We start from the raw sequence: 24,514 nt of genomic DNA on the forward strand, positions 1-24,514 counted from the left end.
CCTCAGCCGCGTCGCAGTTCGCGCAGCATCCCGAGCACGACCCGCACGCCGTCCCCCTCCTGCAGCACCGTGAGTAGGGTGTGCGTGCACGATCGGCAGCGCGCGATCGCTCCCGCCTCGTCGATCTCGACGACCGTCTCAGCCAGTGCCGCGGCCGCCCCGCACCCCGCGCACACGCCGACCAGGGTCGTGACATCACCGTCGAGCACTCCCGCCAGCAGCCCGGCCAGCACATTCCCGTCGACCGTCGAGGTCGCGTTCTCCGCCCGCATCATGCCCCTCCGAACCGCTCGGTCCTGATCCGCTCTGGCGCGTGTCCGAGCCTCACCAGCGCGTCGGCGACGTGCTCGACGAATCCCGTCGGGCCGCACACGAACACGTGCGGCTCGCGCGCAGCCTCCCACACCGCGGAGCGCAGACGGCCGTCGTCGAGACGGCCGACGTCGCCGTCCCATCCCTCGGGCGCGCGGCGCGTGTAGGCCCATGTGAGCCCCACTCCCCCGCCACGCGCAATCCGCTCGACCTCATCGCGATATATCGCGTCCTCCGGTCCGCGCACCGAGTAAAGAAGACGGACGGATGCCGCCACCGACGCATCCGCCGCGGCCCGGGCCATCGCCACCAGCGGCACGACGCCCGATCCGCCCGCGATGAGTTGCACGGGGGCCTCTCCCCCGGGCCGCCAGACGAAGTACCCGCCGAGCGGACCCTTGACCTCGAGTTCGTCCCCGACGCGGACGTCGCGGACCAGGTAGGGCGAGACCTCGCCGTCGGGGATCTCATCGACACCGAGCTCGATGCGCTCAGAACTGCCGTACGAGCCGAGCGAGTACGACCGCACCGCCTGGTACCCGTCCTCGGCGGTGAGACGGATGTCGACGTGCTGACCGGCGTCGCTCCCTGGCCAGCCCGGCACGTCCAGTGTCAGCAGGCGAGCGGTGGAGGTCGCAGCGGCCACGGCAGTGACGCGTGCGGGCCGCCACGCGCCGACGATCACCAGTACCGCTCCTCGGTCCACGGATCGCCGTGCATGTTGTAGCCGTTCTGCTCCCAGAATCCAGGGGCGTCGCCGTCCATGAGCTCGAGGCCGTTGACCCACTTCGCGCTCTTCCAGAAGTACAGGTGGGGCACGAGGAGGCGTGCCGGCCCGCCGTGTTCGGGGTCGAGCGGCTCCCCCTCGAATTCGAAGGCCACCCACGCCTTGCCGTCGACGAGATCCTCCAGCGGGATGTTCGTCGTGTAGCCGCCGTAGGAGTGGGCCATCACGTGCGTCGCCTCGGAGTCGATGTCCTCGAGGAGCGTGTCGACCGACACTCCCCGCCACGAAGTGCCGAGCTTGGACCAACGCGTGACGCAGTGGATGTCGGTGGCGACATCCTCCACCGGAAGCGCAAGGAAGTCGTCCCAGCTCCAGCGCGCGAGCCCTCGACCGTCCTCGACGACGGTGAACGACCAGTCAGCCGTATCGATCCGCGGCGTGGGACCGGCCGAGAGAACCGGGAAGTCCTCGGTCAGGTACTGCCCCGGAGGCAGATTCGGGTCGGTCTCGCGGCGCCGGGCGCCGAATCCCCTCGAGAACACTGCCATCGTGTGCCTCCCTCGTTCGAACCGCGCACGATCACCGTAACGCTGCGGCGGGCCACCGCGCGAGGGTCACAGCCTGATCACGACATGACGGCAGGTGTCGCGACACACGATGTTCAATGCGGGGTTGCCCGAGTTCGGGTCTAGGCTCTAGGTGTTCCCAGCTAACTCTCAGAAAGGACAGCTCGCATGTCCACGGAATCTGCGGCCGAGAAGTCGGCCGTCAACGGCATCCGCACCGCTCTCGGCGTGGGCGGCGTGCTCGCCGTACTCGCCGGCCTGTTCATCATCTTCCAGCCTCAGAGCGCCGCGTTCGTGGTCACCATCGTGATCGCGATCTACGCGATCGCCGCGGGCCTCGTGTATGCCGGACTCGGCATCTTCTCGCGCAACAAGGGTGGCTGGGCTCGCCTCGGCCACATCGCCCTGGGCATCCTGTTCGTCATCGCGGGCATCGTCGCGCTGGTCAACCTCCAGCAGGCGACCGCGTGGCTCGCCATCTTCGTGGTGATCCTCGTCGGCATCATGTGGCTCATCGAGGGCATCGTGGCACTGTCGACGCTGGGTGACGCCGCATCGAAGGGCTGGTCGATCTTCTTCGCGATCGTCAGCATCATCGCCGGTCTCTACCTGGTGTTCAGCCCGCTGTGGGGTGCGGTGGTCCTGTGGTGGATCCTCGGCATCGCGCTGGTGGTCCTCGGCATCATCAACATCGTCCGCGCCTTCACCTTCGGCAAGAAGGACCTCTGATCCGCTGACAACGACAAAGGGCCCCGGGATCTCCCGGGGCCCTTTCTCGTGCGTCAGTGCGTGGGCAGGTGGCGCGCCCACCAGTCCAGCACCGCGTCGAAGCGCTGCACCCGGTGACGGGGCTGCCCGGCTCGCGTCAGTTCGTGGTTCTCGCCCGGGAACACCAGCAGCTCGGCCTCCGCGCCGTTGCGCTTGAGGGCGGCGTAATACCGCGTCGCCTGCTCGAGCGGGCACCGGAAGTCCAGTTCGGAGTGGATCACGAGCGTCGGCGTCGTCACCTGGTCAACGACGGCCATCGGACTCTGGCGCGCGATGTCGGCGGCGGACACTCCGACGTACTCGTCGCCGAAGAACGTCCCGATGTCGCTCGTGCCCTGGAAGGTGGCCGGGTCGAGGAACCCGCGCTCGACGATGGCGCCGGCGAACCGGTGATCGTGCGCGATGATCCACGCGGTGAGGTAGCCGCCGTAGGAACCGCCCATCACGCCGACGCGCGCACCGTCGAGGCGGGGGTCGTCGGTGACGGCCCCCTCGAGGAAGTCGATCACATCGGAGAAGTCGACCGTGCCCATGGCCTGACGGATGCTGCGCCCGTGCGCACGTCCGTAGCCGGCGGAGCCGCGGGGGTTGCTGTAGACGACGGCGTACCCCGCATCGACGAGGACCTGGGTCTCGTCGAAGAGGTGCACGCCGTACGACGCGTAGGGTCCGCCGTGGATCTGCAGGATGACCGGGAACGGCCCCTCCCCCTCGGGCACGGCCACCCAACCGTGCACGGGGTAGCCGTCGCGGCCGTCGACGGTGAGCTCGCGCGGTGTCGAGATTCCGGATGCTGCCGCTCCTGCACCGAACGCGGTCAGAGTGCGCGGCGCACCGTCGTCGAGCACGACGAGCTCGCCGGCGGACTCGGGCGACGCGACGGCGGCGATGACGAGCCCGTCGGCGGCCGCGTGGCCGGCGACCTCGAGGTCTCCGCCCAGCACCTCGCTCACTTCTCCCGCGCGGGAGACGCACAGGAGGCGCACGCGACCGCGCGTGCGGTCCTGCACCAGGAAATCGTCGCCCGTCGCGGTGATGTGGCTCCCGACCTCGCCGAGGTCGATCGAGTCCGCATCGGTGAGGCGACGAGGCGCTCCACCCTCCAGCAGCCACAGCCCGACTCCGGGGGCGACGAAATCGACGGTCGATTCCCCCACCTCGTGTGCGAGCAGCGCGAGCGTGCCGTCGTGGGCGACGTCGAATCCGTACAGCGACAGGCCGGCCTCCACGCCCAACACTTCGCGCTTGCCGGAGCCGTCGGTCGCGAGCGCGATCACGCGGGAGCGCAGATCTCGCCGCGCCGGCTCGATCTCGTCGACGCCCGTGAGCACCTCGCTGCCGTCCGCGGAGAACACGACTCCGCCGTGAGACGCGGTCCCCTCGGTGAGCCGGCGTGCTTCGAAGGCGATGACGGGCTTCTTCGGCGCCTGCTCGCCTTCGGGCCTCACGGCAGCGGCCGGCTCGTAGAAGGGCTCGGAGTCCGGCTGCGGCGCCGCGATGACGAACACGTGCGCCGGCCGGTCGGCGAGGTAGCCGAGTCCGTTGGCGTGCCAGCGGATGCCGGTGATGTGCCGCGGAGCTTCGGCCGAGGCATCCAGTCCCTCGACGCTGCCGTAGCGACCCGGCTCGGGCACGCGGGAGACGTAGGCGAGCGAGCGACCGTCGGGCGCCCACGCGAACCCCTCGACGCCGAGAGTCGCGTCGGTGGCCTGGACCGGCTCTCCGCCGGAGGACGGGATCACGAAGACCTGCGGTCGGCCCTTCGCGTCCCCCCGCAGGAAGGCCAGCCGGCTCCCATCGGAGGAGAGGCGAGGCCCCGCGTCGGCGACCCCGCGCGTGAGCCGGCGCGGCGTGCCGTCAGGCAGGTCGACACGCCACAGCTGGCCGACAGCGCGATTGGCGACGAGGTCGGGACGCGACGTGGCGAACACCGCGAAGGAGGCGTCCGGCGCGATCACGGGGCGCCCGACCGAGATCAGCTTCTCGATGTCGTGTGCGCGCACGCGTCACTCCCCGTCGAACGAATCGGTGTCGCCGACGAGGCGCGTGTTGTCAGCCGGCACCGGATCGAGGGCAGCCGCGGCCACCTCGGCCGCGAACTCCGACACGTTGTACAGCTTGCCCGCGTCCTCGCGGCGCGCCGCGATGGCTCCAGGGTTGGCGCGCTCCAAGAGCGTGGCGGTGATCGTGCCCTCGATCATGTCGCCCGAGACGACGACGAAGCCGACGCCGCGGTCGGCGAGGGTGGGAATGCGCTCGCGGAGGGCGTCCTCGCCGGCGCGCTTGGACAGCGCCACCGGCTCGTACTCCGGCATGGTGGGCGTCGTGCGGATGAAGTGCGCCTGGTGGCTCGTGACGAACACGACGCGCGCGCCGTCGCCGAGGAGCGGCAGGGCCGTCTCGAGCACGCGCACCTGCGCGTCGCGGTTGAGCTGGAGCGCGTAGTCCTCGGCCATGCCCGATTCCATGCCGCCCGACGCGTTCAGCACCAGGATGTCGAGGTGACCGAAGGTGCGCTGCACCTCGTCGAACATCGCCTGCACCGACTCCGCGTCGGTCAGGTCGGCGCCGACGACGAGGGCCTCGACGCCGAGTCCCCGCAGCTCGGTGGCGAGCTTCTCGGCACGCGGGGCCTTGTTGCGATAGTTGATCACGACGTTCGCGCCCGCCTCGGCGAGGTAGCGCACGGTATCGGCGCCGATACCCCGCGACGAGCCGGTCACGAGGGCGGTCTTGCCGCTCAGCGAGCCGGCGGGGAGCGGTGTGGATGTCTCAGTCACGCCCTCGACCCTACCTGCTAGGTTCGAAGGACAAGGAGGCGCACAGTGGAGCTCATCCAGACGATCGAACAGTACGCATGGATCGGGTGGCTGGTGCTCATCCTGGTGTTCCTCGTGATCGAGATGCTCACGCTGGACTTCACCTTCCTGATGCTGAGCATCGGCGGCCTCGCCGGGCTCGGCGCCGACCTCGCCGGAGCACCGATCTGGCTGCAGGTCATCATCGCTGCGATCGTCGCCGCCGTCCTCGTGCTGTTCCTGCGGCCCCCGCTGCTGCGGAGGCTGCGGCGCGGTGAAGACCCCACGCCGTCGAACGTCGACGCTCTCATCGACCTGGGCGGCCGCGTCGTCTCCACCGTCGACTCCCACGGCGGCCAGGTGCGCCTGTCCAACGGCGATGTGTGGACCGCCCGCTCCGACGCGGGCGAGCTCCAACCCGGCACGCCGGTCACTGTCAGCCGCATCGACGGCGCGACCGCCGTCGTCCGCGCCACGATCCCCACGTCTACGGAGGACCCGACCGCATGAGCGATCTCGACACCCTGATCCCCACGACCGTCGCGTGGCTGCTCGCCATCGCGGTCTTCATCTTCGTCCTGGTCGTGATCGCGCGGTCTATCCGCATCATCCCCCAGGCGAGCGCGGGCATCGTCGAGCGGCTCGGGCGCTACCACAAGACGCTCGCGCCGGGCCTGAACCTGCTCGTCCCGTTCATCGACCGCCTGCGGCCGCTGATCGACATGCGCGAGCAGGTGGTCTCCTTCCCGCCGCAGCCGGTGATCACCGAGGACAACCTCGTGGTGTCGATCGACACGGTCGTCTATTTCCAGGTCACCGACGCCCGCGCCGCGACCTACGAGATCGCGAACTACCTCGGGGCCGTCGAGCAGCTCACGACCACAACCCTGCGCAACGTCGTCGGCGGCCTCAACCTCGAAGAGGCGCTGACGAGTCGCGACAACATCAACGGACAGTTGCGCGTCGTGCTCGACGAGGCGACGGGCAAGTGGGGCATCCGCGTCGGACGCGTGGAGCTCAAGGCGATCGATCCGCCCCTGTCGATCCAGGACTCCATGGAGAAGCAGATGCGCGCGGAGCGCGACCGCCGCGCGCTCATCCTCACGGCCGAGGGCACGAAGCAGTCCGCGATCCTGACGGCCGAGGGCCAGCGGCAGGCGGAGATCCTCAAGGCCGAGGGCGACAAGCAGGCCCAGGTGCTGCGCGCTCAGGGTGAAGCCGAGGCCATCCAGACCGTCTTCGACGCGATCCACACGGGCAACCCCGACGACAAGCTCCTCGCCTACCAGTACCTCCAGACCCTGCCGAAGATCGCCGACAGCGCCTCGAGCAAGCTCTGGATCATCCCGACCGAGTTCACCGAGGCGCTCAAGGGCCTGAGCGGCTCGTTCCTCGGTGCGGCGCAGGATGCCGGGGCACGAGCTCGCGGTGACGAGAAGGCGCCGGGCATTCAGCCGCCCGCGCCGTGAGCGCGCATCCCTGGTTCGCAGGTGCGGCGACGCCGCGCGTGCTCGCGCATCGCGGACTCGTCACCCCTGCGGAAGCAGCGCACGGGATCGTGGAGAACTCCTTCGCCGCTGTCGCGGCCGCGCACTCGGCCGGAGCCGAGTACGTCGAGTCCGACTGCCACCTCACCGCGGACGGCGTCGTCGTGCTCTTCCACGATGACGACCTGTCGCGGGTGACCGGCGATCCCCGGCCCGTCGCCGCCGTCGGCCTGCGCGAGCTGGAGTCGCTCATGTCGGAGCGCGGCGGACTCCTCACGCTCGCTCAGGCACTCGACGCCTTTCCCACGGTGCGTTTCAACCTCGACGTCAAGGCCGCCGGCGCGGCCGAACCGGTCGGGCGCCTCGTCGCGCCGCACGGAGCGCGTGTTCTGCTGACGAGCTTCTCCGACGACCGTCGCCGGGCGGCACTTGCCGCAGCAGAGGCGGCCGGGCGCGGCATCCGTCCTGCCACGTCTGCGGGAAGCGCCACGATCACGCGGCTCGTCGCCGCGCTCGCCCTGCGCTCCCGGCGCGGGGTGCGCAGGGCGCTGGACGGGGTCGACGCGCTGCAGGTTCCCGAGCGGCAGGGTCGGATCCGCATCGTCACGCCGAGGCTGGTCGCGGCCGCGCATGCGAACGGTGTCGAGGTGCATGTCTGGACCGTGAACGAGCCCGCCGACATGGCCCGGCTCGTGGACCTGGGGGTCGACGGGATCGTCACGGATCGCGCCGATCTCGCTCTGCGCGAGCTGCACTGACGAGGGCCGTCGACCAGCGGCGCGCGCGCTCGCGGCTGTGCTGTGCATCCACTGTGAAACGGGTCGTCCCAACGCCCTTTCGGATGATCCGCACAGGTCGCTTCGTTATACCTATACAGCGACGAGAGGACCACAAAATGGCAGACCGCAGCTTGCGCGGCATCCGGCTCGGCGCCCAGAGCCTACAGAGCGAAGAGGGCGTCGTCTTCCACGAGCGTGCACAGCACGCCTACACGTGTACGGCCTGCGGGCGCGACACCAAGCTGACTTTCGCGGCCGACGCCGAGGTTCCCCCGGCGTGGGAGTGCCGCACCTGTGGTGCAGAGGCTCTCCTCCGCGTCGGTGACGGCACCGCGACCGTCGACCACTCGGGCGACAAGATTCCCCGCAGCCACTGGGACATGCTGCTCGAGCGCCGCACGGTCCCCGAGCTCGAAGAGCTCCTCGAGGAGCGTCTCGCCTACGTTCGCGCCCGTCGCGGCGCCGGCGAGGATGTCACCCTCGACAAGATCAGCGCCTGAGCCTCACCCGCTCGGTTCGACGCCGGTTCCTTCGGGAGCCGGCGTCTTCGCGTGGCGGCGCGTACGCACGCCCAGCACGATGCCGATGGCTGCCAGAGCCGTCAGGCTCCCCCACGCGAGGAACCCCTTGATCCCGGCGCCCGCGACCACGGCCGGCGTGAGCCCGGTGCGCAGCGGCACATCGGTCAGCATGTGCCCCGCCGTGTCGGCCGCGAGCCCGTCGATCGTCGTGCCGTCGGAGGCGATCACCTGGCTCGTGCCCACCGTCGAGAGGTTGACGACGGAGCGCCCCGTCTCGATCGCCCGCATGCGCGCGAACGCCAGCTGCTGAAGGTTCTCGTTCGTGCCGCGGAAGTCGGCGTTGTTCGTCTGGAACATGTAGACCTCGGCGCCGTCCTGCGCGCCCTCCCAGATCACGTCGTCGTAGATGACGTCGAAGCAGATCGCGAGGCCGACGCCGACGCCGTCGACGTCGAACTCCGGTGAGGACGTTCCCGGCGTGTACTCGCGCTGGATGAGGTCGATCAGGTCCGGCGCGAACATCCGATACAGCCAGCGGTCCGGCACGTACTCGCCGAACGGCACCGGATGCCGCTTGTCGTAGGTGTCGACGGGATTGGCGGCGCCGGCCTCCCACAGCAGCGACGAGTTGAAGTACTCCTCACCGCGCTGCGTCACAGCGCTCACGAGGAGCGGCGCGCCGATGCGCTCCGCCAGGGCGTCGAGCACCGCGGCCGTCGAGTCGTCCTGCGTCGGATCGGAGTCGATGCCGCCCTCGGGCCACAGCAGGACGTCGATGTCCTCCCCGAGAAGCGGAGCAGTCGCCTCGAGCTGCGCATTGAGCACGTCGTCGGGGCGGCGCTCGTCGAAGTAGCCGGTGGGACCGTTGCCCTGCACGGCGCCGACGCGGATCGCGCCGTTCGCCGACGTCGGGAACTGCGGCGGCAGCACCAGCGCGACGATCGCGAGAGCGACGGGGAGCGCCGTGCGCAGATCGCGCCAGCGCCCGAGGCGCACGTACTCCACACCGGCGGCGCACACGAGCACGATCAGGAAGGAGAGTCCCGACACACCGACCCAGGACGCCACATCGGCGAGCGGCCCGTTCGCCTGGGAGATCCCGAGGCGCCCCCAGGGGAAGCCGCCGTACGGAAAGGTGCCGAGCACCTCTTCGCGCAGTGTCCACAGCCCCGCGACGAGGGCGGGCAGCACGACGAGCCGTCCCCACGCGCCGGGCAGCAGGCGGGGCGTCCAGCGGTACGCCAGTGCGATCGGGACCGCGAAGGCCGCCGTGATCGTCGCCTCGAGCATGGACAGCGCCACCCACGGCACGGGGCCGAGATAACGCGCCGTGAACGAGAGGTTCACGAAGAAGAAGGCGGCGCCGAACGCGAATCCGACGAGCACTGCGGACCACGCACGGCGCCCCACGAGACCGACGAGTGCGAGCGGCACCGAGACGAACACGATGGGCCACCACGACAGCGAAGGGAACGCCGTCGTCAGCAGCAGGCCCGAGACGACGGATGCCGCCACGGCCGCCCACAACGGCAGGATCGGGCGCGGCGCGGCGGCGAGAGGCACGTGACAACCCTAAGCGCCGCGGGCTGTGGGGCCGCTGTCAGACGCCCGAGTAGGCCACGATGCCGCGGCGCACCGCGTCGAGGGCCTTGCGGGCCGTGGTGGCGATCGGGGCGTCGGCCACGATGGAGAGCTGATCGAGCAGGTCGATCGTCTGCTTGGACCAGCGCACGAAGTCGCCCGCCGCCATATCCGCCTCGGAGAGGACGCGGTCCAGCATCCCTCCGCGCGCCCAGGCGTGCATAGCCTGCGCCAGTCCCGCCGCGATCGGCTCCGACCCCGGAAGGCGGTGCTCGCGCTCGAGGTCGTCGAGGCGCTGCCACAGGTCGAGCGTCTCGGCGAACGCGGTGCGGAAAGGTCCGCGCGGGAGCGCCCGCTCGTTCGGGCCGCCCTCGTCACGACGGGGCTCGTAGACGAGGCAGCACGCGAGCGCGGCGAGGGACGCGGCATCCAGATCGCGCCACAGCCCGAGCCGGAGGGACTCGGCGACGAGGAGATCCCGCTCGCCGTAGATGCGCCGCATCGTGCGCCCCGCCGGCGTGAGGCTGGTCGCGCCGTCGTCGACGCGCACGTAGTCGAGCTCACCGAGCACGTCGACGACCCGGTCGAAGATGCGGGCCACCGTGCCGGTGCGCGTCGCGATCTGCTGACGCATCTTGTCGATCGTGCGCTTGAGCTTCCAGTACCGCTCGGCCCAGCGCGCATGATGCTCGCGCTCGGGGCACGAGTGACACGGATGCCGCTGCATCCGCCGTCGGAGGCCGCCGATCTCCTTCTGCCGCTTGTCACGGGTCGCGCGGGATGCGTTCGCGTCCTTGCGGTTGAGTTTCTCCAGATCGCTCAGGTCCCGGCGGATGCCGGAGTACTCGGCGAAGTCGCCCCGATCGCACGTCATCGCCTGCTCGTAGCCGGCCAGCGACTCCTCCTGCTCCCGCACCTGGCGGGCGAGCCCCACCACAGCCCGGTCCGCCTGGAACTGTGCGAACGAGGACTCCAGGATCTCGCGCGCCCGCGACCGGCCGAACTGGTCGATCAGATTCACGGCCATGTTGTACGTCGGGCGGAAGCTCGAGTTCAGCGGATAGGTACGCCGCGAGGCCAGCGCCGCGACGGCCTGGGGGTCAAGGCCCTCGGTCCACTGCACGACGGCGTGGCCCTCGACGTCGATCCCGCGGCGCCCGGCGCGACCGGTGAGCTGGGTGTACTCCCCCGACGTGATCGCGACCCGCGCCTCGCCGTTGAACTTCTCCAGCTTCTCGAGCACCACGGTGCGGGCAGGCATGTTGATGCCGAGCGCCAGCGTCTCCGTGGCGAACACGACCTTCACCAGCTTGCGCTGGAAGAGCTCCTCGACGACCTCCTTGAAGGCGGGCAGGAGGCCGGCGTGATGCGAGGCGACGCCGCGCTCGAGATTCTCGAGCCACTCCCAGTAGCCGAGCACGGCGAGATCCTCGTCGTGCAGGGTGCGGGTGCGCTCCTCGACGATCGCCCGGATCTCGGCCCGCTCCTCCTGGTTCGTCAGGCGCACGCCGGCGCGCCGCACCTGCTGCACGGCGGCGTCGCACCCGACGCGGCTGAAGATGAAGAAGATCGCCGGCAGCAGGTTCGAGCGCGCGAGCAGCTCGACGACGTCGGGCCGGTCGAGGCGTTCTATCCGCTGCACGTTCGCCGAGCGGACCGGCCGCCTTCCGCCGCGGTTCGGACGGCGGCGGGATGCCTCGTACCCCGCGTTGCGCGCGCTGGACATCTGCTGCACGCGCCGGTTGTTCTCGAAGTTCGGACCCTTGAACGACCGGATCCGCATGAGCTCCTGATTCACCTGGGCGGTGGCGATGCCGGCGCGATCGTCGAACAGGGGAAGCAGATCGCCCCGCACGAGCACGTGCTGTTCGAGCGGCACCGGCCGGGTCTCGGACACGATGACCTCGGTGTCGCCGCGCACCGTGTCGAGCCAGTCGCCGAACTCTTCGGCGTTGGACACGGTGGCCGAGAGCGAGATCAGCCGCACGTTCTGCGGCAGGTGGATGATGATCTCCTCCCACACCGCCCCGCGGAACCGATCGGCGAGGTAGTGCACCTCGTCCATGACGACGTAGCGCAGCCCCCGCAGCGCCGGCGAGTCGGCGTAGAGCATGTTGCGCAGCACCTCGGTCGTCATGACCACGATGCGGGCGTTCCCGTTGATGTTCGTGTCACCCGTGAGCAGCCCGACCTGGTCGGCTCCGTACACGTCCTGCAGCTCACGGAACTTCTGATTCGACAGCGCCTTGATCGGGGTCGTGTAGAAGGCCTTGTCGCCGGACTCGCGCATCGCCAGGTGGACGGCGAACTCGCCGACGATCGTCTTCCCCGCGCCGGTGGGCGCGGCCACGAGCACGCTCCGGCCGTCCTCGAGGGCGCGGCATCCGGCGATCTGGAAATCGTCGAGGGTGAATCGCTGGGATGCCGCGAAGTCTGCGGTCACCGGATGGCTCCGGGATGCCTCGGCGGAATCGCGCGCCCGCGCGAACCGCTCGGCCGGCCCGGGGTCGGTCACTCGCCCGCCGCCGCGGGCAGGATGTTCGACTCGCGCTTCGCGCGGCGCCGATCGAAGAGGAGGGAGAGTCCTGCCGCGGCGAAGAAGAGCGCGACAAGGATGCCCGCGAGCATCAGCATGCTGATGACGTCGGCCGCAGGTGTCGCGAGGCCCGCGAAAACGGTCGCGACCAGGACCGCGACGCGCCAGCCCTTCAGAATCGCCATCCCCGACATCACGCCCGCGAGGTTCAGCGCGACGAGGAAAACAGGGAGCACGAAGGCGACGCCGATGAAGATCAGCAGCTTGAAGACGAAGTCGTAGTAATACTGCGCGTCATAGAACGACGCTCCACCCTCGGGCACGAACGTCGCCATGATCTCGACGATGTGTGGCATCACCTGCAGACCCACGTAGCAGCCGGCGAAGAACAGCGGGACGGCGGCCGAGACGAAGCCGATCGTGTACCGGACCTCCTTGCGCGTCAGGCCGGGCATGATGAAGGCCCAGATCTGCCACAGCCAGATGGGCGCCGAGATCAGCAGACCGATCGCGAACGACATGCGCAGCTTGAGATCGAAGGCGGAGGTCACGGTGCTGAACATCAGTTCGACACGGGCGGAGTCACCATCCTGTTCGGCGATCACCCGGATCGGTTCGGTGATCAGGTAGATCACCCAATCGGTGATGAAGAACGCGACGATCATGCCGATGACGAGCGCGAGGGCTCCGATCATCAGCCGCTTGCGCAGTTCGACCAGGTGCTGGCCGAGCGACATCCGCTTCTCTTTGCGCGGCGGCCGGGCGTCGTCGGTGCGCGGTGGGTCGGTCGTGACCACGACCGGCTACTGCTTCGGTTCTGAGGCCCCGCCGGTCGCCGGCTCGGACGGCGTCGATGCCTCGACGGGAGCGGCGACGGACGGCGCGACGCCGTCAGCGGGCTTGTCCTCGTCCTTCATAGCCTTCATCTCACCCTTGAAGACCCGGGCGGACTGCCCCATGCTCTTGGCCAGTGCCGGAAGCTTGGCCGCGCCGAAGAGCAGCAGAATGACGGCGAGGATGATCAGCAGGTGCCATCCTTGGAGGTTTCCCATGAGTTACTCCTCGTCGTGTGGGCTGACCCCATGATAACCCGCCCGGCGCGGGCAGGTCGGCACCTGCGCGACCCTATCGATACTGGTCGAGTCCGGCCTCTGCCCATTCCGCGGCGGCACGGCGGGCGGCCGCCGGCTCGAGCACCTCGACGTCGCCACCGTGACGCACCGCGAGCCGTCGCAGGCTGAACTCGTCGGCGACACGCATCGTCGCGGTGCTCATCCCGCCGCTCGTCTGGATGGTCGCGCGGTCCAGGTAGTCGCCGAGCAGCCGGGCGACAGCCTCCGGGAAGCGGATGCGGGCGACCAGGTCGTCCTCGTCCGACTCGAACCACCCCGGCGTGCGCTCCCCCGCGTGGGTGATGGCGATGTCGGTCAGCTGCAGGTCGCTCACCCGATCGAGGTGGAATGTGCGCATCGCCTCGCGCAGGTGGCACCAGCCCTGCAGATACCACTGGCCGTCGGCGATGTGGACCTTGACCGGGTCGACGGTGCGTGTCGTGGGGGCGGCATCCGGAGCCTTGTACGTGAAGGAGACGGCCACGCCCTGGCGGAGGGCCGTCGCGACCGCATCGCGCACCGTGTCGACGGGGCCGGGAGCAACGATGACCTCGGCGGGTGTGCCCGACGCGCCGCGCGCGAGCTTTGCCAGGAGACCGGTGAACAGGTCGGTGTCGCCGACCCCCGGGATCGTGCGGGCCAGCTGAAGCCCGGCGAGGAGAGCGGCCGCCTCGCGCGCGGTCAGCTTCGGCGCGCGCTCGAGTCCGACCGAGTTCGTGATGACGACGAGGTCGCGCTGGTCGAGCAGATCCCAGTCGATATCGAAGAGGTCGTTCGACATCTGCCAGTAGCCGCCGTCGCCGGGGAGCCCGATGACCGTCAGCTTCTCGACCATCGCCCGCATCTGGTCCGGCGCGACGTCGAACTCGTCAGCGGCCTCCGCGATCGACACCTCGCCCTTGCCGATCAAGTACGGCACGAGCTGGAGCATGAGGGCGGCGCGGTCGGTGGCGACCAGGGAGCGACGAGCGGTCACGCGGATGCTCCGTTCAGATCGCGTGCGGCGGCCAGGCGCTCGATCACGCGATCGCGTAGCTCTTCGGGTTCGACCACGCGGACCTCGGGCCCGTAGGAGGCGAGCTCCTCCGCGAAGATGTGCACGTCGACGTAACGCACGTGGATGCCCTGATCGGCCGGCGTGGCGCGACGGGCGAGGCGCAGCGCGGCCTCGGTGCCGGGATCGACCTCGAGCAGCGCCGTGCTGCGGGCGGCGACCTCTTCCAGTCCGCGCAGCGCGCGGTCGCCCGCTCCTTCGCGCAGGGCCGGATCGAAGGTCTCACGCGTCAGCACGACCGGGCCGACGATGCGCTGCAGCAGGAAGGTGCGGTCGCCGCCGGCGCCGAGGTCGATGCCGAAGACGTGCCAGCGCGCCTCGTACTCGACGAGCGCCAGCGGCTGCACCTGGCGCGTGCGCGGCGACTCCTCCCCGGGCTTGAGGTAGGGGAACTTCACCACCCGGGACTGCTCGATCGCCTGCTGGAACAGCGGAAAAGAGGGGTCGTGGAGACTGATACGCGGCGAATAGCCGATGATCGGCTCATCGACGGGGATGCCGAGCGCCCGGATCTTGCGCAGGCCGCTGCGCGCGTCGTCCGACATGGAGCTCTCACTCCACACCCCACCCGCGAGGTTGAGCAGGGCGAGTTCGGCGGGAGTGAACTCGATGTCTTCGGGGAGTTCGTACTCGGCCGTCGGGACCCGGTAGCGGGCCTCGCGCAGGTCGTCGGGATCGGCCCAGTCGCCGATCGTCTCGATGGGGACTCCGAGGCCGCGGAGGGACTCCTTGTCACGCTCGAACATCTTCTCGAGCGCGTCCTTCGACGCCCCCGCGACGGACTGCTCGCGGTACCCGGACACCGACGTGAGAATGGTGTCCTTCGTCAGGCCCTGGTCGGTCGCCATGAGCGCGACGACGAGATTGACGAGCCGCTCCTCGGGCGGGTTCTTCGCAGGCGCGTTCGCAGGCACCCACTCATCCTAGGGTCGGGGGGCGGGCGGACAGCCTCGCCGACCCGCTGCGCGGCACTACTGCGCGGGCGCGGCGGCGTCGAGGCCCAGGATGTCGAACACGAAGACGGTCGCCTGCTCGGTCCCACCGAGTTCGGCGGGCACCACGGCCATCACCTGGGAGCCGACGGTCTGGCCTACCAGCACGTCAGCGAGAACGGGATCCCCGGTGAGCGGAATCGACTGCGGCGCGGTCTCCCAGGTGGAGTTCAGCTGCTCCTTGTCGTCCCACGACACGGCGAGGATGTGCGCGCGCACGATCGAATCGGCTTCGACCACCGGACCGTCGCCCTTCTTGAGGGTCTGCACCACGAGTTCCGTGGGGGCTTCGCCGTCGGGGATCACGACGCCCGGGTGTCCGTCGGGTGCACGCACCACCGCGGGGAGGCCCATACCGCTGTTGAACTGGAGCGTGCCGTCCGCCGCCGCGCGATACACCTTGCGCACATCGACGACGACGACAGCCGAATCGCCCTCGGCGAGACCCACGCTGGCGGCAGCCGCCTCCTCGATGTCGTCGGGCCCGACGGCGACCACGACGCGTGAGCCCTCGGACGCGCACTGGAGCGCGTCATCGAGCGCGGGCACGGACTCGGTCCACTGCGCCAGCGGGAGCGGCTGCGACAGGTCGCCGTCATAGCCGGTGGAGACGAGCTGATCCCCCGTCTCGCCGGCGTACAGGCTCAGATCGAGGACCACCAGCTGGTCGCCCGTGGTGATGGGCACCTCGCCGTCGCCCTGCTCGACGTCGGCGAACTCGGTCTCGGACGCGGTGAACGGGGTGTAGATGTCGACCTCGGGCGCGGCATCCGTCGGTCCTGTCACCTCGATGAGCTCGAGCGCGTCTCCGCCGCCGTCGGGGCGGGGGCAGTCGGAGGCGGCGGGAAGCGAGCAGCCGGCCAGGCCGACGGCCGCGAGTCCGAGGATCGCGAGGGCAGCGGGGATCTTGCGCACCGGAACAGTCTAGGCGGAAGCGTCCGGCTCGCCCGCCGCGGTCCCCGCCTGGCGAGCGCCGTCGGCCGCCCGCTGCGCCTCCCTGACGCGCTTGCGCAGGTTCTTGTCGGTGATCTGCCGGTCGCCGACGGCTCCGGGCGTCCACAGCTCGACGTCCTCGTCGCCGTAGCTCGACTTCGATGCACGTCGCCGCACCTCCGGCGGAACGGCGCCCGGCGCGAGGCGGCGCGCCCACAGCAGGAAGCCGGTGTGCGCGACCATCCGATGGTCCGGGCGCACCGCGAGCCCTTCGACGTGCCAGCCGCGGACCATGGTCTCGCTGGCCTCGGGGTCCGTGAACAGCCCGGTGCTGCGGATGTACTCGGCCACACGGCTCAGCTGCGTCGCGGTGGCGACGTAGCAGAGCACGACCCCACCCGGCGTGAGCGCGTCGGACACGACGTCGATGCACTCCCACGGCGCGAGCATGTCGAGCACGACACGGTCGACGGATGCCGGAGCCACCGCAGCCGGCAGCGACTCGACGAGGTCGCCGACCACCACCTGCCAGTTCTCCGGAGTCTCCCCCAGGTAGGTCTCGACGTTCGCCTGCGCGACCTCGGCGAACTCCGGACGCCGCTCGAAGGAGATGAGGCGCCCCTCGGCGCCCATCGCGCGCAGCAGCCACAGCGACAGCGCACCCGAGCCGACGCCGGCCTCCACGACCACGGAGCCCGGGAACACGTCGGCCTCGGCGATGATCTGCGCGGCGTCCTTCGGGTACACGATGGCCGCGCCGCGCGGCATCGACATCACGAAGTCGCGCAGCAGCGGCCGCAGCGCCAGGTACTCGTGGCCACCGCTGTTGGCGACGACCGACCCGTCGGGCTGGCCGACGAGCTGCTCGTGCTTGAGCACCCCGTGGTGCGTGTGGAGTTCGCCGCGCTCGCGGAGGGTCACCGTGTGCAGGCGGCCCTTGGGGCCGGTCAGCTGCACGCGGTCGCCGAAGCGGAAGGGACCGCTGGGTCGTTCGGTCATCGGGCTGCCTCCTCGGCACGGTGGGCGGCGTGGAAGGATGCCACGTCCGCGGTGGTGCGGCCTTCCAGAGTGGGCCACAGGACGTGGGCGCCGGCGCCCGTGAGCGACACCATAAGGGGGACGCCGATCACGGCAGCGCCGGACGCCACGGCCGATCGCAGGCCGTTGGGCGAGTCCTCGATCGCCACGACCTCGTCGGGGGTGACTTCGAGGATCTCGCACGCCTGGAGGTAGGGGTCGGGGAAGGGCTTGGGGCGCGTCGCCTCATCTCCCGCGACCACCACGTCGAAGGCGTCGAAGTCGATGAGGTCGACCACGGTGTCGGCCATGCGGCGCAGCGACATCGTGACGAGGCCGGTCTTGATGCCCGCGGCGCGGAGGTCGGCGAGGAGCTCGCGCGCGCCCGCGCGGAACGGCACGCCCTTGGTGGCGAGCTGGCGCATGACGTCGTCGGTCAGGTGGTCGATGATGTCCTGCACGCCCATCCGGACGCCCGCTTCCTGGAAGATCCGCGCGGAGTCCTCGAGGCCCATCCCGACCAGGCTCAGCGCCTGCTCGTGCGACCACGTCCCTCCGAAACTCTCGACGAGCGGAGTCTCTGCCGCCATCCAATAGGGCTCGGTATCGACGAGGGTGCCGTCCATATCCCACAGGACGGCGGCAAGAGGCGCGGGATTCACTGCTCCATGGTATCCGGCGGCCACGTCGACTCCCCGGCGACGACGACACGGTACGGGGGCGCGCGGGATGGCTGGATCCGCTGCGCCGCACCGGGCCTATCCTGGAAGGAACCCGCACCTCGGGTGGAGGAGGCCACGTGGACGGACTGGGACGCCGAGTGCTCATCGCCGCGTTCGACGGATGGAACGATGCCGGGGAAGCCGCGTCGTCCGCCATCACCGCGCTCCGCGAGGGCGGGACGTACGAGACCGTCTTCGCCGTCGACCCCGAGCTGTACTTCGACTACCAGTACACCCGCCCGCAGATCGCCACGGAAGGCGACGGCACGCGCACGCTCAAGTGGCCTGAGGCCGCCTTGCTGCGCCCGACCCGCACGACGCGCGGCGGCACCCAGCTGTGGCTTCTGACGGGTGTCGAGCCGGCCCGTGCGTGGCAGGCCTTCGCGTCGGAGTTCATCGACATCGCGCTCCGCGAGGACGTCACCGGCTTCCTCTCGATGGGCTCGATGATGTCGGACGTACCCCACACGCGCCCGATCTCGGTGTTCGCCGGGAGCGACAACGACGCCCTGCGCACCTCCCTCGAGCTCGAGCGCAGCACCTACGAAGGCCCCGTCGGCATCCTGAGCGTTCTCGGGCACGCGGCCGACGCCGCCGGAATCCCCTCGGCGAGTCTGTGGGCGAGCGTGCCCCACTACGTCGCCGGCCACACCCCGTCGCCCAAGGCGACCCTCGCGCTCCTCGACCGCCTCGAGGACCTCACCGGCGCCACCGTCCCGCGCGGCGACCTCGCGACCGAGGCAGCCGCCTGGGAGGCGTCGATCGATGCCGCCGCGGCAGACGACGAGGAGATGACGGAGTACATCCACCAGCTCGAGCGCACGCGCGACACGTGGGACTCCCCCGAGGCATCCGGCGACGCGATCGCGCAGGAGTTCGAGCGATACCTGCGCCGCGGCGGCGGCGACGGGCCGACCAAGCCCGGGCGCGACGACCCGCGCCGGTAGCGGCATCCGGCGTGTCAGCGGGCCTGATCAGTAGGCCTCGATGACACCTATGCTCAGCAGCACCAGCAGGGTTGATCCGACCGCGACGCGGTAGACGACGAACGGCAGGAAGCTGTGCTTGGAGATCCAGCTCATGAAGAACGCGATCACCCCGAGCGCCACGAAGAAGGCGACCACCGTGGCGACCGCGGTCTCTCCGAGAGTGAACACGCCCGGCTCGTCCCAGCTCTTGAAAAGCTGGTAGAAGCCGCTGCCGAACACCGCCGGGATCGCCAGCAGGAACGCGTACCGCGCGGCGGCGGCGCGCTCGAACCCCATGAAGAGCCCCGCGGTGATCGTGCCGCCGGAGCGCGAGACGCCCGGGATGAGGGCGAGCGCCTGGGCGAAGCCGTAGATGACGCCGTTGCCGACAGTGATGTCCTCCAGCTTGCGCTTCTTCGCGCCCACGTGGTCGGCGATGCCGAGCAGCACGCCGAAGAGGATGAGCATCGCCGCCMCCAGCCACAGCGACCGGAACACGGTTTCGATCTGGTCCTGGAAGAGCAGGCCGAGCACGACGATCGGGATGCTGCCGACGATGATCAGCCAGCCCATGCGAGCGTCGGGGTCGTTGCGGGGGATCTTTCCGAACAGCGACCGGAACCAGTGACCGATGATCCGCACGATGTCGCGCCAGAAGAAGAGCACGACGGCGGCCTCGGTGCCGATCTGCGTGATCGCGGTGAAGGCGGCGCCGGGGTCCTGCGCGGACGGCAGGAGCTCGCCGAGGATGCGCAGGTGCGCGCTGGAGGACACCGGCAGGAACTCGGTGAGTCCCTGGACGATGCCGAGGATGATCGCCTCGAGGAACATGGGCGCCTTTCGCTGCGGGATGCCCGGGGTGCGTCCCGCGGTTCGTTCAGTAGGTGCGGAGGAGGTCGGCGAGCACGCGCTGGCCGAAGACGAGGGAATCGATGGGCACGCGCTCGTCGACGCCGTGGAACATCCCCGTGAAGTCGAGGTCGGCGGGCAGGCGCAGCGGGGCGAATCCATAGCCGGCGATACCGAGCGCGGCGAGAGCCTTGTTGTCGGTTCCGCCGCCCATGAGGTACGGGATGACGGGGATGCCGGGATCGTGACGATCGAGGGCCGACACCATCGCATCCACGAGGTCTCCGGAGAACGGCACCTCGAGACCGATGTCCTGGTGGACGATCTCGACCTCGACGGCGTCTCCGACGATGCGCCGGATGTCGGCGAGGGCCGCCTCCTCGGTGCCGGGGAGGACCCGCACGTCGATGAGCGCCTCGGCACGGTCGGGGATCACGTTGTGCTTGTAGCCGGCGGTGAGTCCGGTGGGATTGGTCGTCGTGCGCAGCGTCGAGCGGAGGAATCCGGATGCCGCGCCCGTCGCGGCCGCCACCGCGTCGGGATCGTCGGAGCCCACGCCGGTGAGCTCGCCGAGCCGGACCGCCATCTCCCGCGTCGTCTCGGTGAGCGTGACGGGCCACTCGGCGCGCCCGAGCGCCGCGACGGCGGTCGCGAGGGTCGTCACGGCGTTGTCGCCGTGGAAGCTCGATCCATGGGCGGCGCGGCCGCGCGCGACGAGACGGATCCACACCAGGGCCTTCTCGCCGACCTGGAGCAGGTAGGCGCGGCGGTCGCCGACGGAGATCGAGTAGCCGCCGACCTCGCTGATCGCCTCGGTGGCACCGTCGAACCACTCCGGCCGATCCTGGACGACGAGCGCCGATCCCTCGACGCCGCCGTTCTCCTCGTCGGCGAAGAAGGCGAGCACGAGGTCGCGCTCGGGCTGCTCACCCGCACGGAGGATGTCCGCCACCGCCGTGAGGATCATGGCGTCCATGTCCTTCATGTCGACGGCGCCGCGGCCCCACAGCATCCCGTCGCGCACGATCCCCTCGAACGGGTCGACGCTCCAATCGGAGGCGATCGCCGGCACGACGTCGAGGTGCCCGTGGAGCACGAGCGCGGGCTTGTCGCGATTGCGGCCGGGAACGCGAGCCATGACGTTGGTGCGACGCGGGATCGGCTCGTAGAACTCGGGAACGAGCCCCAGCCGGGACAGATACCCGCCGACGTACTCGGCCGCCTCCCGTTCCCCGACCGCTCGCCCGCCCCCGTGATTGGTGGTGTCGATGCGGATCAGATCCCGTGCGACGGCGGCGACCTCTGGCAGGTCGAGCGGGGACGAAGGCATGCCGACCAACCTATCGTCTCGACGAAGAAGGCCCCCTTTCGGGGGCCTTGTTCGTACTGTGCGCGAGGGGGGACTTGAACCCCCACGCCCGTTAAAGGGCACTAGCACCTCAAGCTAGCGCGTCTACCTATTCCGCCACCCGCGCAAGGTGGTTTCGGTTTCGCAACCGAGGACCGACATTACCACGTCACCAGACGTTCAACGAATCGGTGCGACCCCGCGCGCGTCATCCCACGGACACCCCGAACAGCAGTCCGAGGGCGTAGGTGACGGCGGCAGCGCCGTAGCCGATCCCGAGCTGGCGCAGCGCCCGACGCAGCGGCGGCGCGCCCGAGAGGAGGCCCACCGCGGCCCCGGTGCACAGCAGCGCGATCCCGACGAGGACGAGGGCGACCACGACTGCCGCGGCACCCGACAGCCCGAAGATCCACGGCAGGACGGGGATGATCGCGCCGGAGGCGAAGAACAGGAAGCTCGACAGCGCCGCGCCCCAGTCGCTGCCGATCACCTCGCTGTGGTCGACGATGTCCAGGGGCGACGTGTGCGTGCGTCCCTCGCCGAGCGCGCGCGCCGACTCGACGGCGCGCCGGGCACGGGTCGTTGCCTCGTCCTCGGGCATCCCGCGGGTGCGGTAGACCAGCGCCAGCTCGTTCGCGTCGATGTCGAGGTGCGGGATCGCGCCGTCGGCGAAGTCGCTGGGTTCGGTGGCGGCCAGCAGCTCCCGCTGCGAGCGGACCGAGACGAACTCCCCCGCGCCCATCGAGAGCGCGCCGGCGAGGAGTCCCGCGATGCCGCTGAAGAGGACGAACTGGGGTGCCACGCCGGTGGCGCCGATGCCCATCACGAGGGCGAGGTTCGAGACCAGTCCGTCGTTCGCGCCGAACACCGCGGCGCGGAACGTGCCGGAGAGGCGCCGGCGTCCGCGGGCCGCCAGACCACGGACGACTTCGTGGTGGATCTTCTCGTCGGCGGCCATCGCGGGAGCGGCGAACGGCTCGTCGTCATAGGGCGAGCGGGCTTCGGCGTTCTGCGCGAGAGCGAGCACGAAGATCGAGCCGAAGCGCTTGGCCATCGAGCCCAGCAGCACCGTCCGCGCGTCCGGGCGCGGCAGCCGAGCCGGCTCACCGCCCAGCAGCGCGAGCCAGTGCGCCTCATGCCGGCCTTCGGCCTCGGCCAGTGCCAGCAGGATGTCGCGCTCCTCCCCCTCGCGGCGGCTCGCGAGCTCGCGGTACACGCGGGCCTCCGCACGCTCGTTGACGAGGTAGCGGGCCCAGCGACGTCGGTCGCGGGCGTTCGGGGCGGCGGGCGCGCTCATCGGGGCCTCCAGGCCGGGTGCGTCGGGGAACCTCTCCACGCTAGTTCGCGAGCGGATGCCGCACCCCGCGCGGGCCGGGATTGCCAGCATTTCGGGGATCCGAACCGCGTGCGGGCGACCTCGATCAGGCGCGCACCCGCTTGCGGAGCACGTCGATGCGCGCCTGGAGCTGCGCGACCGTCGCGTGCGACACCGCCGGCCCGCCGCAGACGCGGCGCAGTTCGGCGTGCACGAGGCCGTGCGCCTCTCCGGACTGGCGGGCGTAGAGCCCGACGAGACTGTTGAGCAGCTGCCGCTGCTCCTTGAGCGAGCGGTGGAGGGCCTGCGGGAGTGCGGGCTCCTCGTCGGGGCTGTCCGCCTCGCGGTCCTCGCGCGCCCGGCGGTGCCGACCCTGACGCGCCTGGCGCTGCAGGAGCAGCTCGTGGACGTGCTCGGGCTCGAGCAGGCCGGGAAGGCCCAGGAACTCCTCCTCCTCGGGCGTCCCGGGCACCGCGAGCTGACCGAACTCCTTGCCGTCGAAGAGCACGCGATCGAAGTGGGCGAGGGAGCCGAGCGCCTGGTACGTGAACTCCTCGGTGAGCGCATCGGATGCCGAGTCCTCCCGCTCCGCCGCATCCATGAGGTCTTCCTCGGCGTTCCACTCGTCGCCGTCGCTCTCACGGTCCAGCGCGTGGTCGCGCTGGCGCTCGAGCTCGCCCGCGAGGGCGAGCAGCTGCGGCACGTTGGGGAGGAACACGCTCGCCGTCTCGCCACGGCGGCGCGCACGCACGAAGCGACCGATCGCCTGCGCGAAGAACAGCGGAGTCGAGGCCGACGTCGCATAGACCCCGACGGCCAGGCGCGGCACGTCCACGCCCTCCGACACCATGCGCACCGCGACCATCCACCGACTGGTGCCGGCCGAGAACGTCTCGATGCGCGACGAGGCCTCGGCTTCATCGGAGAGCACGACGGTGGGCTCCTCGCCGGTGATGTCACGCAGGATGTCGGCGTAGGCGCGGGCGGCCGTCTGATCGGTCGCGATCACCAGGCCACCGGCATCCGGAACCTGCTCGCGCACCTCGCCGAGACGGCGGTCGGCGGAGCGGAGGACGGCCGGAATCCACTCCCCCGCAGGATCGAGCGCCGTGCGCCAGGCCTGCGACGTGATGTCCTTCGTGTTGTCCTGCCCGAGCTGGGCCTCCATCTCGTCGCCGGTCTTGGTGCGCCAGCGCATCTGCCCGGCGTAGACCATGAAGATGACGGGTCGCACGACGCCGTCCTCGAGCGCGCGCCGGTAGCCGTAGGCGTAGTCGGTGCGCGAGAGGCGGATGCCGTGCTGGTCGGGGTGGTACTCCACGAACGGGATCGGCGCGGTGTCGCTGCGGAACGGCGTGCCCGACAGCAGCAGACGACGCGCGGCCCGCGCATACGCTTCGCGCAGCGCGTCGCCCCAGCTCAGGGCGTCGCCGCCGTGGTGCACCTCGTCGAGGATCACCAGAGTGCGGGCGTCCATCGTGAGGCGCTGGTGAACGGATGCCTTCACCGCGACCTGCGCGTAGGTCACGGCGACGCCGTGGTAGTGCCGCGCGGGGGCGCTGTGTCGATTGCTGAAGGCGGGGTCGAGGCGGATGGAGACGCGGGCCGCAGCATCCGCCCACTGCGTCTTGAGGTGCTCGGTCGGCGCGACCACCACGATGCGGTCGATGATGCGACGGCGCAGCAGCTCACTCGCGAGCCGGAGGGCGAACGTCGTCTTTCCGGCGCCCGGGGTCGCGGCGGCCAGGAAGTCGCGCGGACCGCCGCCGACGCCGTCGGGACCGTCCATGCCGAAGTACAGGTCGAGCGCCTCGGCCTGCCAGGCGCGCAGCCGCTGGGCCGTACCCCACGGGGCCCGCTGCGGGAAGGACGGGGAGAGATGCTCGGCGCGGAAGCTGCCGATGTGCGGGTCGTCCGGCGGCGAGCCGGGATCGTGGGCATCGTGCGGCGACGGCGGAGTCTGCTCGGGTGCGGTGTGCGGCGCTTCGAGGACCGACTCGTCGTGCATCGCACCTCCCCCTGCCGCGGACAACGAGTCACCACGATAGACGACCCGGACGACACGACGGCGCCGACCCGCGCGGCGGCCGGGAGACCCTGTCGCACGCTCGGGGTAGCCTGGGCATCGG

General features: G+C 70.4%; 24 protein-coding genes and 1 tRNA gene. 6 read left to right on the forward strand and 19 right to left on the reverse strand.

The window, feature by feature from the left end; all coding sequences use genetic code 11:
* Window positions 1-2: 2 nt before the first annotated feature.
* Genes ASD93_RS06170 through ASD93_RS06180 form a run of 3 tightly spaced genes read right to left on the reverse strand, consistent with a single transcriptional unit; the run spans window position 3 to window position 1,587 of the window.
* On the reverse strand, window positions 3-275 hold the full coding sequence (locus ASD93_RS06170; RefSeq protein ID WP_235566893.1) for a DUF6510 family protein: 273 nt from the start codon (window positions 273-275) through the stop codon (window positions 3-5).
* Window positions 272-997 carry an FAD-binding oxidoreductase gene (locus tag ASD93_RS06175; RefSeq protein WP_082569202.1) on the reverse strand — a complete coding sequence of 242 codons (726 nt, stop codon included), beginning with the start codon at window positions 995-997 and terminating at the stop codon, window positions 272-274. The genes ASD93_RS06170 and ASD93_RS06175 overlap by 4 nt, the downstream gene beginning before the upstream one ends.
* Window positions 994-1,587, reverse strand: a complete 594-nt coding sequence (locus ASD93_RS06180) for a sulfite oxidase-like oxidoreductase (RefSeq protein ID WP_056120225.1) — start codon at window positions 1,585-1,587, stop codon at window positions 994-996. Before ASD93_RS06180 ends, ASD93_RS06175 begins: the two co-directional genes overlap by 4 nt.
* Before the next feature lie 186 nt (window positions 1,588-1,773).
* Here ASD93_RS06180 and ASD93_RS06185 point away from each other — a divergent pair, with 186 nt between their 5' ends.
* On the forward strand, window positions 1,774-2,334 hold the full coding sequence (locus tag ASD93_RS06185) for an HdeD family acid-resistance protein (RefSeq protein ID WP_056120227.1): 561 nt from the start codon (window positions 1,774-1,776) through the stop codon (window positions 2,332-2,334).
* A gap of 53 nt (window positions 2,335-2,387) precedes the next feature.
* Here ASD93_RS06185 and ASD93_RS06190 read toward each other — a convergent pair whose 3' ends face one another.
* Entirely contained in the window at window positions 2,388-4,376 is a 1,989-nt protein-coding gene (locus tag ASD93_RS06190) for a S9 family peptidase (protein WP_056120230.1), read from the reverse strand.
* Between the two features lie 3 nt (window positions 4,377-4,379).
* The gene (locus ASD93_RS06195; protein WP_056120232.1) at window positions 4,380-5,153 is read right to left on the reverse strand and encodes an SDR family oxidoreductase; all 774 of its coding nucleotides are present in this window, start codon (window positions 5,151-5,153) and stop codon (window positions 4,380-4,382) included.
* Between the two features lie 45 nt (window positions 5,154-5,198).
* Here ASD93_RS06195 and ASD93_RS06200 point away from each other — a divergent pair, with 45 nt between their 5' ends.
* The 4 genes from ASD93_RS06200 (at window position 5,199) to ASD93_RS06215 (ending at window position 7,937) form a co-directional block, all read left to right on the forward strand.
* A complete protein-coding gene (locus tag ASD93_RS06200) occupies window positions 5,199-5,681 on the forward strand; it encodes an NfeD family protein (RefSeq protein ID WP_056120234.1) in 483 nt (160 codons plus the stop codon).
* Window positions 5,678-6,640: an SPFH domain-containing protein gene (locus tag ASD93_RS06205; RefSeq protein WP_056120238.1), complete on the forward strand. Its 963-nt coding sequence runs from the start codon at window positions 5,678-5,680 to the stop codon at window positions 6,638-6,640. The genes ASD93_RS06200 and ASD93_RS06205 overlap by 4 nt, the downstream gene beginning before the upstream one ends.
* Complete coding sequence (locus tag ASD93_RS06210; RefSeq protein WP_056120241.1) at window positions 6,637-7,416, forward strand: glycerophosphodiester phosphodiesterase family protein; 780 nt, start codon at window positions 6,637-6,639, stop codon at window positions 7,414-7,416. Before ASD93_RS06205 ends, ASD93_RS06210 begins: the two co-directional genes overlap by 4 nt.
* Window positions 7,417-7,553: 137 nt before the next feature.
* Complete coding sequence (locus ASD93_RS06215; RefSeq protein WP_056120244.1) at window positions 7,554-7,937, forward strand: RNA polymerase-binding protein RbpA; 384 nt, start codon at window positions 7,554-7,556, stop codon at window positions 7,935-7,937.
* 3 nt (window positions 7,938-7,940) lie between these two features.
* Here the strand turns inward: ASD93_RS06215 and lnt are convergent, their stop codons facing one another.
* The 9 genes from lnt to ASD93_RS06260 form a co-directional block, all read right to left on the reverse strand.
* On the reverse strand, window positions 7,941-9,521 hold the full coding sequence (gene lnt / locus ASD93_RS06220) for an apolipoprotein N-acyltransferase (protein ID WP_056120246.1): 1,581 nt from the start codon (window positions 9,519-9,521) through the stop codon (window positions 7,941-7,943).
* Window positions 9,522-9,558: 37 nt separating this feature from the next.
* Complete coding sequence (locus ASD93_RS06225) at window positions 9,559-12,054, reverse strand: DEAD/DEAH box helicase (RefSeq protein ID WP_056120249.1); 2,496 nt, start codon at window positions 12,052-12,054, stop codon at window positions 9,559-9,561.
* A complete protein-coding gene (tatC, locus tag ASD93_RS06230; RefSeq protein ID WP_056120922.1) occupies window positions 12,051-12,812 on the reverse strand; it encodes a twin-arginine translocase subunit TatC in 762 nt (253 codons plus the stop codon). The genes ASD93_RS06225 and tatC overlap by 4 nt, the downstream gene beginning before the upstream one ends.
* Before the next feature lie 66 nt (window positions 12,813-12,878).
* The gene (gene tatA / locus ASD93_RS06235; protein WP_056120252.1) at window positions 12,879-13,127 is read right to left on the reverse strand and encodes a Sec-independent protein translocase subunit TatA; all 249 of its coding nucleotides are present in this window, start codon (window positions 13,125-13,127) and stop codon (window positions 12,879-12,881) included.
* 73 nt (window positions 13,128-13,200) lie between these two features.
* Window positions 13,201-14,163 carry a helix-turn-helix transcriptional regulator gene (locus ASD93_RS06240; RefSeq protein WP_200950599.1) on the reverse strand — a complete coding sequence of 321 codons (963 nt, stop codon included), beginning with the start codon at window positions 14,161-14,163 and terminating at the stop codon, window positions 13,201-13,203.
* Window positions 14,160-15,155 (reverse strand): helix-turn-helix transcriptional regulator, encoded by a 996-nt coding sequence (locus tag ASD93_RS06245; RefSeq protein ID WP_056120256.1) that lies wholly within the window; start codon window positions 15,153-15,155, stop codon window positions 14,160-14,162. Before ASD93_RS06245 ends, ASD93_RS06240 begins: the two co-directional genes overlap by 4 nt.
* A 57-nt stretch (window positions 15,156-15,212) precedes the next feature.
* The gene (locus ASD93_RS06250; protein WP_056120259.1) at window positions 15,213-16,148 is read right to left on the reverse strand and encodes an FKBP-type peptidyl-prolyl cis-trans isomerase; all 936 of its coding nucleotides are present in this window, start codon (window positions 16,146-16,148) and stop codon (window positions 15,213-15,215) included.
* A gap of 9 nt (window positions 16,149-16,157) precedes the next feature.
* Window positions 16,158-17,165: a tRNA (adenine-N1)-methyltransferase gene (locus ASD93_RS06255; RefSeq protein ID WP_056120262.1), complete on the reverse strand. Its 1,008-nt coding sequence runs from the start codon at window positions 17,163-17,165 to the stop codon at window positions 16,158-16,160.
* Window positions 17,162-17,809 (reverse strand): HAD family hydrolase, encoded by a 648-nt coding sequence (locus ASD93_RS06260; protein ID WP_056120264.1) that lies wholly within the window; start codon window positions 17,807-17,809, stop codon window positions 17,162-17,164. The genes ASD93_RS06255 and ASD93_RS06260 overlap by 4 nt, the downstream gene beginning before the upstream one ends.
* A gap of 173 nt (window positions 17,810-17,982) precedes the next feature.
* Between ASD93_RS06260 and ASD93_RS06265 the strand changes: the two genes are divergently transcribed.
* Window positions 17,983-18,852 carry a PAC2 family protein gene (locus ASD93_RS06265; RefSeq protein WP_056120267.1) on the forward strand — a complete coding sequence of 290 codons (870 nt, stop codon included), beginning with the start codon at window positions 17,983-17,985 and terminating at the stop codon, window positions 18,850-18,852.
* A 27-nt stretch (window positions 18,853-18,879) separates the two neighbouring features.
* Here the strand turns inward: ASD93_RS06265 and ASD93_RS06270 are convergent, their stop codons facing one another.
* The 5 genes from ASD93_RS06270 to ASD93_RS06290 all read right to left on the reverse strand — a co-directional run bounded on the left by ASD93_RS06270 (window position 18,880) and on the right by ASD93_RS06290 (window position 24,393).
* Entirely contained in the window at window positions 18,880-19,704 is an 825-nt protein-coding gene (locus ASD93_RS06270; RefSeq protein WP_056120271.1) for an undecaprenyl-diphosphate phosphatase, read from the reverse strand.
* Between the two features lie 46 nt (window positions 19,705-19,750).
* A complete protein-coding gene (locus tag ASD93_RS06275) occupies window positions 19,751-21,052 on the reverse strand; it encodes a M20/M25/M40 family metallo-hydrolase (RefSeq protein ID WP_056120274.1) in 1,302 nt (433 codons plus the stop codon).
* Window positions 21,053-21,111: 59 nt separating this feature from the next.
* A tRNA-Leu gene (locus tag ASD93_RS06280) sits at window positions 21,112-21,197 on the reverse strand.
* Window positions 21,198-21,278: 81 nt separating this feature from the next.
* Entirely contained in the window at window positions 21,279-22,367 is a 1,089-nt protein-coding gene (locus ASD93_RS06285) for a VIT1/CCC1 transporter family protein (protein WP_056120275.1), read from the reverse strand.
* A gap of 124 nt (window positions 22,368-22,491) precedes the next feature.
* Complete coding sequence (locus ASD93_RS06290) at window positions 22,492-24,393, reverse strand: DEAD/DEAH box helicase (protein ID WP_235566895.1); 1,902 nt, start codon at window positions 24,391-24,393, stop codon at window positions 22,492-22,494.
* Window positions 24,394-24,514: the final 121 nt, after the last annotated feature.

It is taken from the genome of Microbacterium sp. Root180, assembly GCF_001428485.1.
GTDB lineage: Bacteria > Actinomycetota > Actinomycetes > Actinomycetales > Microbacteriaceae > Microbacterium.